Raw genomic sequence first — 14888 nt, 5'->3', positions numbered from 1 at the left:
CACGTGTTGAAGTTCTGTTCGGCCATGCCTGTAGGGCTTTGCGTGTTCGTGGGTGGCTTGTGGGGAACGGGGCGACTTTCAGACCAAACGACTGCCACTCAGCGCTTTGCGAATCGCCGCCAGGGCCTATAATGCGCGCCGGTTTTTTGGGGTATTAGTCATGAGCACAGAAGATCCGCGTTTCGCTGGCGTTGCCCGCCTGTACGGCATCGAGGGCCTGGAACGCCTGCGCGCGGCCCATGTGGCGGTGGTCGGCATCGGCGGCGTGGGTTCCTGGGCGGCGGAAGCCATGGCGCGCTGTGGCGTGGGCGAGATTTCCCTGTTTGATCTGGACGACGTCTGCGTCAGTAATAGCAACCGCCAGTTGCACGCCCTGAGCAGCACCGTTGGCCGCGCCAAGGTCGAGGTCATGGCCGACCGCCTGCGTGAGATCAATCCCGACTGCGTCGTTCATGCCGTCGCCGACTTCGTCACCCGCGACACCATGGCCGAATACATCACGCCGGACATCGACTGTGTGCTCGATTGCATCGACAGCGTCAATGCCAAGGCCGCGCTGATCGCCTGGTGCAAAAGGCGCAAGATCCAGATCATCACCACCGGCGGCGCAGGCGGGCAGATCGACCCGACCCTGATTCAGGTCTGCGACCTCAACCGCACGTTCAACGACCCGTTGGCGTCGAAGGTGCGCTCGACCCTGCGCCGGGACTACGGCTTTTCCCGCACCGTCACCCGCCATTACAGCGTGCCGTGCGTGTTCTCCACCGAGCAACTGCGCTACCCCAAGCCGGACGGCAGCATCTGCCTGCAGAAAAGCTTCGTCGGCGACGGCGTGAAGCTGGACTGCGCAGGTGGTTTCGGCGCGGTGATGATGGTCACTGCCACATTCGGGATGGTCGCCGCGACCAAAGCCGTGGACAAAATCGTCGCCGGCGTGCGACGGCCGTCGGAGCGCGCCAAGGCGCAGCCAACGGCCTGAAGGTAGAGGCGTGGGAGCAATCTTGCTGACTGATCCTTTATGAACCGCCGCCGATGGCCCCGCAAATGAAATACCGGTGGGAGCGAGCTTGCTCGCGAAGAGGCCGGTACATCCGCTATATATCCAGCGGTTGAACGATCCTTTCGTGAGCAAGCTCACTCCCATAGGTTTTGTGTACGCCGAAGATTCTAAACAGTTGCTCGGAACCCATTGTGGGAGCGAGCTTGCTCGCGAAGAGGCCGGTACATCCGCTTTATATCCAGCAGTTGAACGATTCTTTCGCGAGCAAGCTCGCTCCCCCAGGTCTCATGTTTGCTGCGCAACAGCGCGGCGCCTGGACGACGGGGAATTTCTACCGTGCGAGCTGCCGCATCTTCTGCAGCACCGCATTCAGCCCGTTGCTGCGGGATGCCGACAGCTGACGGCTCAAGCCCAGCTGCGTGAACCAATCAACCAGATCCACCTGCTGCAGTTCTTGCAACGACAGGCCGTTGACCCGGGCCAGCAACAACGCCACCAGACCCCGAATCAACCGCGCATCGCTGGCGGCGCGGAACTGCCAGTGGCCGTCGATCACGTCGCCTACCAGCCAGACCTTGCTCTCGCAGCCGTCTACCAAATGCTCGTCGGTCTTTTCATCATCGCTCACGGGTGGCAGGCGGTCTCCCCATTGCATCAGCAATCGTGCGCGCTGCTCCCAGCTCAATGACCCGTTGAAGGTTTCCAGCGCGGTGCGGGCATCGGTCGGCAGGCTCATCGCAACAACTCCAGCGCTTGATCCAGTGCGGTGAAAAATCGCTCCAGGTCCCCGGAATCGTTGTACAGCCCCAGCGACACCCGAATCGCGCCTGAGAGGCCCAAGCCACTGATCAACGGAATGGCGCAGTGGTGACCGGCGCGAACCGCGACGCCTTGCTCGGTCAGCAGGTGCGCAAGATCGGCGTTGTGCACGCCCTCGACCACGAAACTCACCAGCGCCACATGGGGATCACCCAGCACCTGCACACCGTCGCGCAGCATCAACCCGGCGCGCAACCGCTCATGCAGGCACGCTTCGTATTCGGCGACGGCGGACTGATTGAGGCCATTGAGGTAGTCCAGCGTGGCACCGAGGCCGATCACCGCGCTGATGGGCGGCGTGCCCGCTTCGAAGCCCAGCGGCGCAGGGCGAAAGGTTGCCGTCTGATAGCCGGTCTGCAGGACCATCTCGCCGCCGAACTGCCAATGCTGCAACTGCGCCAATGCGTCCTGTCGCCCGAACAGCACGCCCACGCCATCCGGGCCATAGAGCTTGTGGCTGGAAAACACATAGAAGTCGCAGCCGATGTCCTGCACATCGTGTCGGCCATGGACGACACCCTGGGCGCCATCAATCACCGTCAGCGCGCCCTGGGCCTGGGCCAGCGCGACCAGTTGCCGAACCGGCTGCCAGGTGCCGAGCACGTTGGACAACTGACTGACCGCCAGCAAACGGGTGCGGGGAGTAATCAGCTCGGCGGCGGCTTCCACATCAATCACGCCGGCGTCGGTGATCGGCAGCACCACCAGCTTCAGGTCGCGACGCAGGGCCAGCTGCTGCCAGGGCAACAGATTGGCGTGATGCTCCAGGGCGCTGATGACAATCTCGTCGCCGGTCTGAAACACGTGCTCCAGGCCATAAGCGAGCAAGTTGAACGCGGACGTGGCGCCGTGGGTGAAAACGATCTGCCCGGACGCTCCGGCATTCAGCCATTCGCCGGCCTTGCGTCGCGTGTCCTCGAAGGCCTGGGTCGCCATGGCGCCCGGCAGGTGCTGGGCGCGATGCACATTCGCTGCGCCGTTGGCGTAGTAATGCACCGTGGCGTCGATCAGGGCGTGGGGCTTTTGTGCGGTGGCGGCGCTGTCCAGGTAGGTCTGGCCTTGCCGTTGCAGGGCGTCGATGGCCGGAAAGTCAGCGCGCCAGGGAGAAATGAGGGGCATATCAGTCACGCTCGTTGAGGCGGGGTCGGTACCCCGAGGGACACCGAACCCGCACGCAGCATCGATCAATTGTGAGCGTGCAGCGCTTCGTTCAGCTCGATGGCCGACTTGTGGGATTTGCACTCCACCGCGCCGGTCTGCGAGTTGCGACGGAACAGCAGGTCAGGTTGACCGGCCAGCTCACGGGCCTTGACGACCTTGACCAGCTCGTTTTTGTCGTCCAGCAGCGCCACTTTGGTGCCGGCGGTAACGTACAGACCGGCTTCAACGGTGTTGCGATCGCCCAACGGAATGCCGATGCCGGCGTTCGCGCCGATCAGGCAGCCTTCGCCGACCTTGATCACCATGTTGCCGCCGCCCGACAGCGTGCCCATGGTCGAGCAACCGCCGCCCAGGTCCGAACCCTTGCCGACGAACACGCCAGCCGACACGCGACCTTCGATCATGCCCGGGCCTTCGGTGCCGCCGTTGAAGTTGACGAAGCCTTCGTGCATCACGGTGGTGCCTTCGCCAATGTAGGCGCCCAGACGCACGCGCGCGGTATCAGCGATGCGCACACCCGCCGGCACGACGTAGTCAGTCATTTTCGGGAATTTGTCCACCGAGAAGACCTCTAGAAAATGGCCTTTCAGGCGTGCTTCCAGCTGACGCTCGGCCAGTTCGCCCAGGTCGATGGCGCCCTGGCTGGTCCACGCGACGTTCGGCAGCAGCGGGAACACGCCGGCCAGGCTCAAACCGTGGGGCTTGACCAGTCGATGGGAGAGCAGATGCAGCTTGAGGTAAGCCTCGGGGGTGGAGGTCAGCGCGGTGTCCTCGGCCAGCAGCGTGGCAACCAGAGGGTTGTGGCTCTCGGCGAGTCGGGTCAGCAGCGCGGCCTGGGCGTCGTCGACGCCTTTGAGGGCATTGGCCAGACGCGAGGACAGATCGGTGTTGAATGCGATGGCCTGATTGCCGCCGGTGTAGCCCAGGATCGGCGCGATGGCGGAGACGATTTCAGCCGACGGGTTGAGCAGTGGCAGGGCGTAGAAAACTTCCAGCCAGGTGCCTTGACGGTTTTGTGTGCCAACGCCAAAGGCCAGGCTGAACAGAGAAGTGGACATGCAGATACCTCGTTATTTAGGGCTATCTCAATCAGGCGATAGCCGCAGCGTACAGTTCGGGTTTGAAGCCAATCAGGGTTTTGTCGCCAAGCTCCAGCACCGGGCGCTTGATCATCGAGGGCTGAGCGAGCATCAGCTCAATGGCCTTTTCCTGATCGAGGTCGGCTTTCTGCGCCTCGTCCAGTTTGCGAAAGGTCGTGCCGGCGCGGTTGAGTACCGTCTGCCAGCCATGCTCATTGCACCAACGGGTCAGGTGGTCGCGATCGATGCCTTGGGTCTTGTAGTCGTGGAAATCGTAATTCACCGATTTTTCATCGAGCCAGGTGCGCGCCTTCTTCATCGTGTCGCACGCCTTGATCCCAAACAGGTGCAACGTGTGGGTTTCCTTGGCCATGGGCCTGCTCCTTTCGGGACTGTTGAAAAAAACGGTGGAGGATTATGCCACGTACACGCCGGGTAAGCGCGGCGGGCCGACGCTTTGTCCATTTGAGGCAGGTTTACGGGCGATGAACGCTGGCGACGCCGGCCGACCACGACTGATGTATCAACACCCCATTACCATCGCAGCCGCGAAGATGGGCACTTTGCCGGACGCATCGGGTCTGTTGCCGATGTCAGTCATGAGTCAACGCTTGGGGAAACACGCAATGCAAACAGCCTATACCGTCCTTATCTTGTTGACGCTGGTAGGTGTCTCGCGATTGCTCGCCCGGTTGATTCCGCTGCCGTTGCCGCTTGTTCAGATCGCTGCGGGCGCCTTGCTGGCCTGGCCGACCCTGGGCCTGCACGTGGCGCTCGACCCTGAGCTGTTCCTGTTTCTGTTCCTGCCGCCGCTGCTGTTTTCCGATGGCTGGCGGATGCCCAAGCGCGACCTCTGGCGCTACCGCGGCGCGATCCTGACCCTCGCGGTCGGGCTGGTGATTTTTACGGTGATCGGCGCCGGATACTTCATCCACTGGCTGCTGCCTTCAATTCCCTTGCCCGTCGCGTTTGCGCTGGCGGCCGTGCTGTCGCCGACGGATGCCGTGGCGGTCTCGGCCATCGCCCAGGATCGGCTGCCCGCGCCGATCATGCGCATGCTCCAGGGCGAAGCATTGATGAATGACGCGACCGGCCTGGTCACTTTCAAGTTCGCGCTGGCAGCCGCCATCACCGGGGTGTTTTCCCTGACCGATGCCAGCCTGAATTTCGTGCTGGTCGCCTGCGGTGGTCTGGCCGTGGGCGTTGCGCTGAGTTGGGTGGTGGGTCGCCTGCGCAGCTGGATGATCACCCGGGGCTGGGATGATCCAGCAACCCACGTCGTCTTCATGTTGCTGCTGCCGTTCGCCGCTTACGTGCTGGCCGAGCGCCTTGAGCTGTCCGGAATTCTCTCGGCGGTGGCGGCAGGGATGATGCAAAGCTGGGTCGATCTGCTGCCGCGCCAGACCACCACTCGACTGCTCAATCGCAGCGTATGGACCCTGTTGGAATTTGCGTTCAACGGCCTGATCTTCCTGCTGCTGGGCTTGCAGTTGCCCGACATCATCACCGCCGTTACCCATCACGAAGCCACCCTGTGGCCGACCCTGTTGTGGCGGTGCCTTGACGTGCTGGTAATCTTCGTCGTGCTGGCGGCGCTGCGTTTCATCTGGGTGCAAAGCGTCTGGCGGCTGATGATCCAGATCCGGCGCTGGCGCGGCAGGGGCGACGGCACCCTGGATCTGTCGACCCGGTCGTCATTGCTGCTGACCGTGGGCGGGGTGCGCGGTGCTGTCACGCTAGCGGGTACGTTGTCGGTGCCGATGCTGATCAGCGCCGGCGTCGACTTTCCCGAGCGGGACTTGCTGATTTTCATTGCCGCCGGGGTGATTCTGCTGTCGCTGGTGTCGGCGAGCATTGGCTTGCCGGTGCTCCTGCATGGGCAGGTCAGTGAGCCGGACATGCGCATGAAGCGCGAAGTGCGAGACGCCTGGAAGCGCACGGCTCAGGCGGCGATTCAGACACTGGAGAATGAGGCGATCCCGGCAGCGACGGATTCGCCCGACGCCGCGCAAGCGGTCCTCGCCATGGAAGTGAAGGCGCGGATCATGTCCGAATACCGCCAGCGTCTGGATATCTTCAATGACACCGCCGAGGCTCAGGCCCTGGCGTTTCAAATGGATCAACTGGAAAAGCGCATGCGCCTTAACGCCCTGCGTGCTCAGCGCCTGAAGCTGTACGACCTGCACCGCCATCACCAGATCGGCGACGACGTGCTGCGCATGGTGCTGGCAGAACTCGATTTAAATGAAGCCAATCTGGGTCTGGCGCACTGAAGCTGCAGGCTGGCCTCAGTGCGCCAGGTATCACCGGCTCGTCACGAAATCCCGGATGCGCTGCGCGGCTTCGATGCACTCGGCCAGCGGTGCAACCAGTGCCATGCGCACCCGGCCCGCGCCGGGGTTGAAGCCATCGACCTCGCGGGACAGGTAGGAGCCTGGCACCACCGTCACGTGCTGGGCGACGAACAGATCCCGGCAAAACGCCGCGTCATCAGTCCCGACGCTGGGCCACAGATAGAAACCGCCGTCCGGGTGTTGCACGTCCATGACCGGGCTAAGGATTTCCAGCACGGCGTCAAACTTTTCCCGGTACAGCGTGCGGTTGGCGCGCACGTGTTCTTCATCGCTCCAGGCCGCGATGCTTGCCAGTTGCGTCTGCACCGGCATCGCGCAGCCGTGGTAGGTGCGGTAGAGCAGAAACGCCTTGAGAATCTCGGTATCGCCGGCGACGAAACCCGAGCGCAGGCCCGGCAGATTCGAGCGCTTTGACAGGCTGTGAAAGACCACGCAGCGCTTGAAATCCTGGCGACCCAGTTCGGCGCAGGCGCTAAGCAGGCCGGGCGGCGGGGTCGCTTCGTCGAAATACAACTCGCTGTAGCACTCGTCCGCGGCAATCACGAAATCGTGCTTGTCGGCCAGGGCGATGAGCTTTTTCAGGGTTTCCACCGGGATCAGCGCACCGGTCGGGTTGCCCGGCGAGCACAGGAACAGAATCTGGCAGCGGTCCCAGACATCAGCGCTGACCGCGTCGAAATCCGGGTTGAAACCGTGCTCGGCCAGGCACGGCAGATAGTGCGGAGTGGCGCCGGCCAGAAACGCCGCGCCTTCATAGATTTGGTAGAACGGATTGGGGCTGACCACCAGACCGTTGTCAGTGCGGTTGACGACGGTCTGGGTAAACGCGAACAGCGCCTCACGGGTGCCGTTGACGGGCAGCACGTGTTTCGCTGCATCCAGCCAGCCGGCAGGCACGCTGAAACGGCGCTCGCACCATGTGGCGATGGCTTCACGCAACGCAGGAATTCCGGCCGTGGTCGGGTAGACCGCCATCTGATCGAGGTTGTCGGCCAGCGCCTTGGCGACGAACTCCGGCGATTTGTGCTTGGGTTCGCCGATCGACAGGGCGATCGGACGTTTGTCCGGATTCGGCGTAACGGCACCGAGCAACGCGCGAAGTTTCTCGAAAGGGTAGGGCTGAAGCTGCTGCAGGGCGTTATTCATGTCGAATCGTTCTCAAGGCTGTGCGCCCGCACTCGTGTTCACGATGTGGCAGGGCGCCGTTGAATCAAGTCGTTAAGTCGTGCCGTTCTGGCGGGTTCAAATGCTGATGCGCAACTCGCTGCCGGGCTCGGGATTGACGCTGAGCTGCTCGACGATTTCATCCTGCAGGCGTCGACACAGTTGTGGGTCGGACAGCGGCTGGTGGTTTTCATCGGTCAGGAAGAACACGTCTTCCACGCGCTCGCCCAACGTGGCGATCTTGGCGTTCTGCAACGACAGATCGAACTCCAGGAAGATCTTGCCCAGTCGCGCCAGCAGTCCAGGTCGATCCGGCGCACTGAGTTCCAGCACCGTGACCGGCCGTTGTGCGTCGTTGGAAATCGTCACCACGGGCGCGAAGGCAAAGTGCTTGAGCTGGCGCGGTACGCGGCGCTTGATGATGGTCGGGTAATCGTCGGGGTTGCGCAGCGCCTCGGTCAGGCCCTCGCGAATGGCCTTGATGCGCTCCGGATTGTCACCGATCGAACCGCCTTCGCTGTCGAGCACGATGTAGGTGTCGAGGGTGAACTGGCTGGTGGACGTGATGACCCGGGCGTCGTGGATGTTCAGGTTCAGCTGGTCCATGGCTGCCACGGTCACGGCGAAGAAGTCGTGCTGGTCGGGCGCATAGATGAAGATCTGCGTGCCGCCTTCGAACTCGCGCTGGGTGGTTTCCTTGATCAGCACCAACGGGCCGCCATCGGCTGGCTGCTGCAAAATCGCGTCGCTGTGCCAGGCCACGTCGCCGGCGGTGTGACGCAGGAAATAGTCATCACCCAGTTGCGACCACAGTTGCTCGACGTCGTCGGGATCAGTGCCGCTGCGCACCAGAATATCCAGGGCGGCGCTTTGCGTGCGACGGATCTGCTCCTCGCGGTCGACCGGGTTCTCCAGCCCACGCTTGAGCGCGCGCTTTGTCTCGGTGTACAGCTGGCGCAGCAGGCTGGCCCGCCACGAGTTCCACAGCGTCGGATTGGTCGCGTTGATGTCGGCGATGGTCAGCACATAGAGGTAGTCCAGGTGCACTTCATCGCCGACGAACTGGGCGAAGTCGTGAATCACCTGCGGGTCGGACAAGTCCTTGCGCTGGGCGGTGGTCGACATCACCAGATGGTTCTGCACCAGCCAGACAATCAGCTGGGTGTCCCAATTGGGCAGGTGATGACGAATGCCAAACGCTTCGGCATCCACCGCGCCCAGTTCCGAGTGATCGCCGCCGCGGCCCTTGCCGATGTCGTGATAAAGCCCGGCCAGGTAAATAAGCTCGGGCTTGGGCAGCTTGGCCATAAGCTTGCTGGCCAGCGGGAATTTCTCTGACACCTGCGTGTATTGCAGCTTACGCAGGTGCTTGATCAGGTTCAGCGTGTGGGCATCGACCGTGTAGATGTGGAACAGGTCGTGCTGCATCTGCCCGACGATATGGCCGAACTCCGGCAGGTACAGGCCGAGAATGCCGTAACGGTTCATCCGCCGCAGATTGCGATGGATGCCGATCTCGCATTTGAACAGCTCGATGAACAGGCTGGTGTTGCGGATATCGTTGCGGAAATCGTCGTTGATCAGGTAGCGGTGTTCCCGCAGCAGCCGGATGGTGTCGGCCCGCACGCCTTTTATTTCCGGGCGCTGCGCCATCAGCACGAAGATCTCGATCATCGCGAAGGGCGTACGCTTGAAAACGTTCGGATGGGTCGCTTCGATGTAGCCGTCATGCAGCTGGAAGCGCGAGTTGATGGTCTCGGTGACCGTGCCTTCGTCGTCCGCCAGGATGACTTCTTCGAAGTGCTGAATGATCAGGTCGCTGAGCTGCGCGATGCTCATGACCACCCGGTAGTACTTCTGCATGAAGCGTTCAATGGCCAGCTTGGCGTCGCTGTCTTCGTAGCCCAGCAGGCGCGCGATACTGGTCTGGTAATCAAACAGCAGACGGTCTTCGGAACGACCGGCGAGCATGTGCAGCGCGTAACGGACCTTCCAGAGAAATTCCTGGGAGGACGCCAGCAGCGCGTTTTCGCTCTCCAGCAGAAAACCCTCGTCGGCCAGTGCGTGCAGATTCAGCGTGCCGTACTGGCGACGGGCAACCCAGAGAATGGTCTGGATATCCCGCAGGCCGCCGGGCGAGCCTTTGACGTTGGGTTCGAGGTTGTATTCGGTGTCGAAATACTTGTGATGGCGGTTCTTCTGCTCGGCGCGTTTGGCCAGGAAGAACTCTTTGCTCGGCCACATTTCGCGGGTGCTGGTGACGGCGAGCATGCGCTGACGCAGTCGCTCGGGACCGGCAATCGTGCGGCTTTCCATCAGATTCGTGATGACGGTCAGATCGGCGCGGGCTTCGGTGGCGCATTCGTCCACCGAGCGCACGCTCTGACCGACTTCCAGGCCGATGTCCCACAGCAACGTCAGAAAACGCTCGATGGAATCGCGGAAAACCTCATGATCGGCGCTGTCCAGCAGGATCAGCAGATCGATGTCGGAGTAGGGGTGCAGTTCGCCGCGACCGTAGCCGCCAACCGCCAGCAAGGCGATGTCGGCGTCTTCGCTCCAGTCGAACTGATCCCAGGCCTGCTGCAGGATGTTATCGACAAACCAGGCACGGTCTTCGATCAGCCGACGAATTTCCCGGCCGGACTTGAAGCGTCCGTCCAGCACTTCGCGCGCCTGACGGATGGCTTTCTTGAAGGCGGGTATGGGGCTGGCCTTCAGTGCCAGCTCGGCCTTAAACTGGCCGCGATCGAACAAATCTGGGTCCACCTGCGGCATCGAACTGCTTTCCTTCTATCTATACCGACCGTGCTAAACCGACCGTGCTGGCTGTACGGACCATGATGGCGAAAGACTCTGCGATCAGGCCGAGGTGCGGGCGATGGTGTCATCGCTGCGCAGGGTGAAGATCTCATAACCGGTCGCGGTCACCAGAATGGTGTGCTCCCACTGCGCCGACAGCTTGCGATCCTTGGTGATGGCTGTCCAGCCGTCGCCCAGCAGACGCGTGTCGGCCTTGCCCTGGTTGATCATCGGCTCGATGGTGAAGGTCATGCCTTCTTTCAGCTCCACACCGTCCCCGGCCTTGCCGTAGTGCAGCACTTGTGGCTCTTCATGGAAGACCTTGCCGATGCCGTGGCCGCAGTATTCGCGGACGACCGAGAAGCCGTTCTTCTCGGCATGCTTCTGGATCACTTCGCCGATATCGCCCAAATGCGCGCCGGGCTTGACCACTTCGATGCCTTTATAAAGGCACTCCTGGGTGACGCGGGACAGACGCTCGGCCCATTCAGGCACCTGGCCTACGTGGAACATCTTGCTGGTGTCGCCGTGGTAGCCGTCCTTGATGACGGTCACGTCGATGTTCAGCACGTCACCATTCTTCAGCGGCTTCTCGTTCGGAATGCCGTGGCAAACCACGTGGTTGATCGAGGTGCAGATGGATTTCGGGAAACCCTTGTAATTCAGCGGCGCCGGAATGGCCTTCTGCTCGTTGACGATGTAATCGTGGCAGATGCGGTCCAGTTCTTCGGTGGTCACGCCAGGCTTTACATAGTCGCCGATCATTTCCAGCACGTCCGCAGCCAGGCGGCCGGCAATGCGCATCTTCTCGATGTCTTCGGGGGTTTTCAGTGTCACGGTCATTAAACAGGCTCTCTCGGCGCGGCGGGGCCACGGCTTGATACGGAAAAAACGCGATTCTACCAGACCGTCGTCAGGCGGGTTATCATCCCGTCCCCGATCGCGGCGGACAGGGTGCCTGACCGTTAACGCGAGGAGGACAAAAGCGTCGGAAAAACAGGCTCTTATTTCGAGTTCCGTTATCCAGTCTTTTGTGATATAAAATGCGCCGCTTTACGGGGTCTGCCCCGAAAGCTCTAACCCACACACGTGTCGACACGATGACCTGGGTGCCTTCGGCTCAAGCCGCTGGTTGGTCATTGGGATACGTGGAGGCCTAACCCGACTTATCAAGGAACTATCATGTCCCAAGTCAACATGCGCGATATGCTGAAGGCCGGTGTGCACTTCGGTCACCAGACCCGTTACTGGAACCCGAAAATGGGTAAATACATTTTCGGCGCGCGCAACAAGATCCACATCATCAACCTTGAAAAAACCCTGCCTATGTTCAACGAAGCTCTGACTTTCGTTGAGCGCCTGGCTCAGGGCAAAAACAAGATCCTGTTCGTCGGCACCAAGCGTTCCGCTGGCAAGATCGTCGCTGAAGAAGCAGCACGTTGCGGTTCGCCGTACGTCGATCACCGCTGGTTGGGCGGCATGCTGACCAACTTCAAGACCATCCGCGCTTCCATCAAGCGTCTGCGTGATCTTGAAATCCAGGCAGAAGACGGCACTTTCACCAAGCTGACCAAGAAAGAGGCGCTGATGCGTACTCGCGATCTGGAAAAGCTGGATCGTAGCCTGGGTGGTATCAAGGACATGGGCGGTCTGCCAGACGCTCTGTTCGTTATCGACGTTGATCACGAGCGCATCGCGATTACCGAAGCCAACAAGCTGGGTATCCCGGTCATCGGCGTTGTCGACACCAACAGCAGCCCTGAAGGCGTTGACTACATCATCCCGGGCAACGATGACGCAATCCGCGCCATTCAGTTGTACATGGGTTCGATGGCTGACGCTGTGATCCGTGGTCGCAACAACAATGCTGGCGGCACCGACGTTTACGCTGAAGAAGCTCCAGCGGCAACTGTTGAAGGCTGAGTAACAAACGCCTGGCGTTGACTCAGTACGCAAAAAGGGGGCTTGGCCCCCTTTTTGCCACCTCGAAAACCATCTGACGTTGCCATCGATCTTATTGTCATGTGCAGCAGTCACCATGGATTTTCAAGAATTTGAACGCCCGTCTTGCGGGTGGAATGGTTGAAGACCTATCCAAGAGGATTTTGAAATGGCAGAGATTACTGCAGCGTTGGTCAAAGAACTGCGCGAGCGTACCGGCGAAGGCATGATGGATTGCAAAAAGGCCTTGACCAAGGCTGGCGGCGACATCGAAAAAGCCATCGACGATATGCGTGCTTCGGGCGCAATCAAGGCAGCCAAGAAAGCAGGCAACGTTGCTGCTGAAGGCGCCATCTCCATCAAGGACGACGGCAAAGCTGCTGTCCTGATCGAAGTCAACTCCCAGACCGACTTCCTGGCTCTGCAGGATGACTTCAAGGCATTCGTCGCCAAGAGCGTCGAGAAAGCCTTCGCTGACAAGCTGACCACCGTTGAGCCTCTGGTTGAAGCGATGGAAGCTGATCGTCTGGTGCTGGTCGGCAAGGTTGGCGAGAACGTCAACATCCGTCGTCTGGCGCGCATCGAAGGCGACGTGCTGGGTTCGTACCTGCACGGCAACAAGATCGGCGTGGTTGTCGTCCTCAAGGGCGGCGATGCAGAGCTGGCGAAAGACATCGCCATGCACGTAGCAGCGACCAACCCTGAGTTCCTGCTGCCTTCGGACGTTTCGCCAGAAGCGATCGAGCGCGAGAAGAATGTCTTCATGCAGTTGAACGAAGACAAGCTGAAAGGCAAGCCTGCTGAAATCGCCGAGAAGATGGTTGGCGGTCGTATCAGCAAGTTCCTGGCTGAAGCGAGCCTGGTTGAGCAAGCGTTCGTCAAGAACCCGGAAATCAAGGTCGGTGAACTGGCCAAGAAAGCCGGCGCTGAAATCGTTTCCTTCACCTACTTTAAAGTGGGCGAAGGCATCGAGAAGCCAGTCGACAACTTCGCTGAAGAAGTCGCTGCTCAAGTAGCTGCAAGCAAGCAATAAGACGGTTTTCCAACTGTCGCCCCGAAGAGGCTGCCCGCTAACGCGCGCAGCCTCTTTGTCAAAGCGGTACGCGGAATTGTTATTGCTGCACTGAATTTGTTTTTGCAGGGGGCTGGGCCTACGAGGCTGCATTTCCCTGAAGCAGTGACCTAGAGTTAGCGCAGGCCGAAAACGGCCCGCAACTCGAACGATTTTTTTCAAACGCCGCAGGAGAGATTCGCAATGGCTCAGCAGGGCAGTGGCTATCAAGCTCGCTATAAACGCATTCTACTCAAGCTCAGCGGCGAGGCCCTGATGGGGTCGGAAGAGTTCGGCATCGACCCCAAGGTGCTGGATCGCATGGCGCTGGAAGTCGGTCAGCTGGTCGGCATCGGTGTTCAGGTCGGTCTGGTCATCGGTGGCGGGAACCTGTTCCGCGGCGCAGCGCTGAGCGCGGCCGGCATGGATCGGGTCACGGGCGACCACATGGGCATGCTGGCCACCGTGATGAATGCGCTCGCCATGCGTGACGCGCTGGAGCGGGCCAACATCTCGGCCATCGTGATGTCAGCCATTTCCATGGTGGGTGTGACCGATCACTACGACCGTCGCAAGGCCATGCGTCACCTGAATGCCAAGGAAGTCGTGATCTTCGCGGCCGGTACCGGCAATCCGTTCTTCACCACGGATTCCGCAGCGTGCCTGCGCGCGATCGAGATCGACGCTGATGTCGTGCTGAAAGCAACCAAGGTCGATGGTGTGTACACTGCCGATCCATTCAAGGACCCGCATGCCGAGAAGTTCGATCGTCTGACCTATGACGAAGTGCTGGATCGCAAGCTGGGTGTGATGGATCTGACAGCGATCTGTCTGTGTCGTGACCACAAGATGCCACTGCGTGTCTTCAATATGAACAAGCCCGGCGCCCTGCTGAACATTGTGCATGGCGGCGCGGAAGGTACTTTGATCGAGGAAGGCGAACAATGATCAACGAAATCAAGAAAGACGCTCAAGAGCGGATGAAGAAATCACTTGAGTCCCTGGCCCATGCATTCGGCCAGATCCGTACCGGCAAGGCGCACCCGAGCATTCTCGGCAGCGTGATGGTGCCGTACTACGGTTCCGACACCCCGCTGAGCGGCGTCGCCAACGTGACCGTGAAGGACTCCCGTACGCTGCAGGTCGTGGCGTTCGAGCGCAACATGCTGTCTGCAGTCGACAAAGCGATTCAGAGCGCTGGCCTGAACCTCAACCCGACCAACCTGGGCGAGATGCTGTTGATCTCCATGCCTGCCTTGACGGAAGAGACCCGCAAGGGCTTCACCAAGCAGGCTCGCAGCGCCGCCGAAGACGCCCGCGTTGCCGTGCGCAACATCCGCCGTGACGCGTTGGGTGAGCTGAAGAAGCTGGTCAAGGACAAGGAAATCAGCGAAGACGAAGAGCGCCGCGCCGCTGCCGACATCCAGAAGCTGACGGACAAGGCTGAGGCGGACATCGACGCCGCGACCAAGTCCAAAGAAGCGGACCTGATGGCCGTATAAGGGCCGGGAAGCTTT

At 60.8% G+C, this 14888-nt stretch carries 13 protein-coding genes; 6 read left to right on the top strand and 7 right to left on the bottom strand.

From position 1 onward, the window contains the following. The first annotated feature begins 160 nt into the window (after nucleotides 1-160). The gene (gene tcdA, locus IFT47_RS03765; RefSeq protein WP_192170817.1) at nucleotides 161-979 is read left to right on the top strand and encodes a tRNA cyclic N6-threonylcarbamoyladenosine(37) synthase TcdA; all 819 of its coding nucleotides are present in this window, start codon (nucleotides 161-163) and stop codon (nucleotides 977-979) included. A gap of 352 nt (nucleotides 980-1331) precedes the next feature. Here the strand turns inward: tcdA and IFT47_RS03760 are convergent, their stop codons facing one another. From IFT47_RS03760 to IFT47_RS03745, 4 genes are all read right to left on the bottom strand, one after another. Continuing rightward, nucleotides 1332-1736 (bottom strand): SufE family protein, encoded by a 405-nt coding sequence (locus tag IFT47_RS03760; RefSeq protein ID WP_192170818.1) that lies wholly within the window; start codon nucleotides 1734-1736, stop codon nucleotides 1332-1334. Next, nucleotides 1733-2938: an aminotransferase class V-fold PLP-dependent enzyme gene (locus IFT47_RS03755; protein WP_192170819.1), complete on the bottom strand. Its 1206-nt coding sequence runs from the start codon at nucleotides 2936-2938 to the stop codon at nucleotides 1733-1735. Before IFT47_RS03755 ends, IFT47_RS03760 begins: the two co-directional genes overlap by 4 nt. A gap of 65 nt (nucleotides 2939-3003) precedes the next feature. Further along, complete coding sequence (gene dapD / locus IFT47_RS03750) at nucleotides 3004-4038, bottom strand: 2,3,4,5-tetrahydropyridine-2,6-dicarboxylate N-succinyltransferase (protein WP_192170820.1); 1035 nt, start codon at nucleotides 4036-4038, stop codon at nucleotides 3004-3006. Nucleotides 4039-4069: 31 nt separating this feature from the next. Beyond that, nucleotides 4070-4432 carry an ArsC family reductase gene (locus IFT47_RS03745; RefSeq protein WP_192170821.1) on the bottom strand — a complete coding sequence of 121 codons (363 nt, stop codon included), beginning with the start codon at nucleotides 4430-4432 and terminating at the stop codon, nucleotides 4070-4072. A gap of 253 nt (nucleotides 4433-4685) precedes the next feature. On the opposite strand from IFT47_RS03745, the gene IFT47_RS03740 reads away from it, so the two are divergent. Next, a complete protein-coding gene (locus IFT47_RS03740; protein ID WP_192170822.1) occupies nucleotides 4686-6332 on the top strand; it encodes a Na+/H+ antiporter in 1647 nt (548 codons plus the stop codon). Between the two features lie 30 nt (nucleotides 6333-6362). Here IFT47_RS03740 and dapC read toward each other — a convergent pair whose 3' ends face one another. The 3 genes from dapC to map form a co-directional block, all read right to left on the bottom strand. Next, nucleotides 6363-7559: a succinyldiaminopimelate transaminase gene (gene dapC, locus IFT47_RS03735; RefSeq protein WP_192170823.1), complete on the bottom strand. Its 1197-nt coding sequence runs from the start codon at nucleotides 7557-7559 to the stop codon at nucleotides 6363-6365. 96 nt (nucleotides 7560-7655) lie between these two features. After that, nucleotides 7656-10355, bottom strand: coding sequence for a [protein-PII] uridylyltransferase (locus tag IFT47_RS03730; protein WP_192170824.1), 2700 nt, complete (start codon nucleotides 10353-10355; stop codon nucleotides 7656-7658). Between the two features lie 84 nt (nucleotides 10356-10439). Further along, the gene (gene map, locus IFT47_RS03725; RefSeq protein ID WP_192170825.1) at nucleotides 10440-11222 is read right to left on the bottom strand and encodes a type I methionyl aminopeptidase; all 783 of its coding nucleotides are present in this window, start codon (nucleotides 11220-11222) and stop codon (nucleotides 10440-10442) included. A gap of 339 nt (nucleotides 11223-11561) precedes the next feature. Between map and rpsB the strand changes: the two genes are divergently transcribed. The 4 genes from rpsB (at nucleotide 11562) to frr (ending at nucleotide 14873) form a co-directional block, all read left to right on the top strand. After that, a complete protein-coding gene (gene rpsB / locus IFT47_RS03720; protein WP_037014262.1) occupies nucleotides 11562-12302 on the top strand; it encodes a 30S ribosomal protein S2 in 741 nt (246 codons plus the stop codon). A gap of 187 nt (nucleotides 12303-12489) precedes the next feature. Beyond that, entirely contained in the window at nucleotides 12490-13353 is an 864-nt protein-coding gene (gene tsf, locus IFT47_RS03715) for a translation elongation factor Ts (RefSeq protein WP_122537362.1), read from the top strand. A 222-nt stretch (nucleotides 13354-13575) separates the two neighbouring features. Beyond that, nucleotides 13576-14319, top strand: coding sequence for a UMP kinase (gene pyrH / locus IFT47_RS03710; RefSeq protein WP_037014256.1), 744 nt, complete (start codon nucleotides 13576-13578; stop codon nucleotides 14317-14319). Next, nucleotides 14316-14873 carry a ribosome recycling factor gene (gene frr / locus IFT47_RS03705; RefSeq protein WP_065989845.1) on the top strand — a complete coding sequence of 186 codons (558 nt, stop codon included), beginning with the start codon at nucleotides 14316-14318 and terminating at the stop codon, nucleotides 14871-14873. The genes pyrH and frr overlap by 4 nt, the downstream gene beginning before the upstream one ends. The last annotated feature ends 15 nt before the right edge of the window (nucleotides 14874-14888 follow it).

The sequence above is a fragment of the Pseudomonas sp. CFBP 13711 genome, from assembly GCF_014842265.1.
Taxonomy (GTDB): domain Bacteria; phylum Pseudomonadota; class Gammaproteobacteria; order Pseudomonadales; family Pseudomonadaceae; genus Aquipseudomonas.
The sequence above is the reverse complement of the archived record's forward strand: the minus strand, read 5'-3'. Positions and strand labels throughout refer to the sequence as shown.

Bases quoted from the DNA above. Each gene is read 5' to 3' on its own strand.
- IFT47_RS03760 (WP_192170818.1), bottom strand. From the start codon at position 1,736: ATGAGCCTGCCGACCGATGCCCGCACCGCGCTGGAAACCTTCAACGGG.
- pyrH (WP_037014256.1), top strand. From the start codon at position 13,576: ATGGCTCAGCAGGGCAGTGGCTATCAAGCTCGCTATAAACGCATTCTA.
- IFT47_RS03740 (WP_192170822.1), top strand. From the start codon at position 4,686: ATGCAAACAGCCTATACCGTCCTTATCTTGTTGACGCTGGTAGGTGTC.
- dapC (WP_192170823.1), bottom strand. From the start codon at position 7,559: ATGAATAACGCCCTGCAGCAGCTTCAGCCCTACCCTTTCGAGAAACTT.
- tcdA (WP_192170817.1), top strand. From the start codon at position 161: ATGAGCACAGAAGATCCGCGTTTCGCTGGCGTTGCCCGCCTGTACGGC.
- IFT47_RS03730 (WP_192170824.1), bottom strand. From the start codon at position 10,355: ATGCCGCAGGTGGACCCAGATTTGTTCGATCGCGGCCAGTTTAAGGCC.
- dapD (WP_192170820.1), bottom strand. From the start codon at position 4,038: ATGTCCACTTCTCTGTTCAGCCTGGCCTTTGGCGTTGGCACACAAAAC.
- tsf (WP_122537362.1), top strand. From the start codon at position 12,490: ATGGCAGAGATTACTGCAGCGTTGGTCAAAGAACTGCGCGAGCGTACC.
- IFT47_RS03755 (WP_192170819.1), bottom strand. From the start codon at position 2,938: ATGCCCCTCATTTCTCCCTGGCGCGCTGACTTTCCGGCCATCGACGCC.
- rpsB (WP_037014262.1), top strand. From the start codon at position 11,562: ATGTCCCAAGTCAACATGCGCGATATGCTGAAGGCCGGTGTGCACTTC.
- IFT47_RS03745 (WP_192170821.1), bottom strand. From the start codon at position 4,432: ATGGCCAAGGAAACCCACACGTTGCACCTGTTTGGGATCAAGGCGTGC.
- frr (WP_065989845.1), top strand. From the start codon at position 14,316: ATGATCAACGAAATCAAGAAAGACGCTCAAGAGCGGATGAAGAAATCA.
- map (WP_192170825.1), bottom strand. From the start codon at position 11,222: ATGACCGTGACACTGAAAACCCCCGAAGACATCGAGAAGATGCGCATT.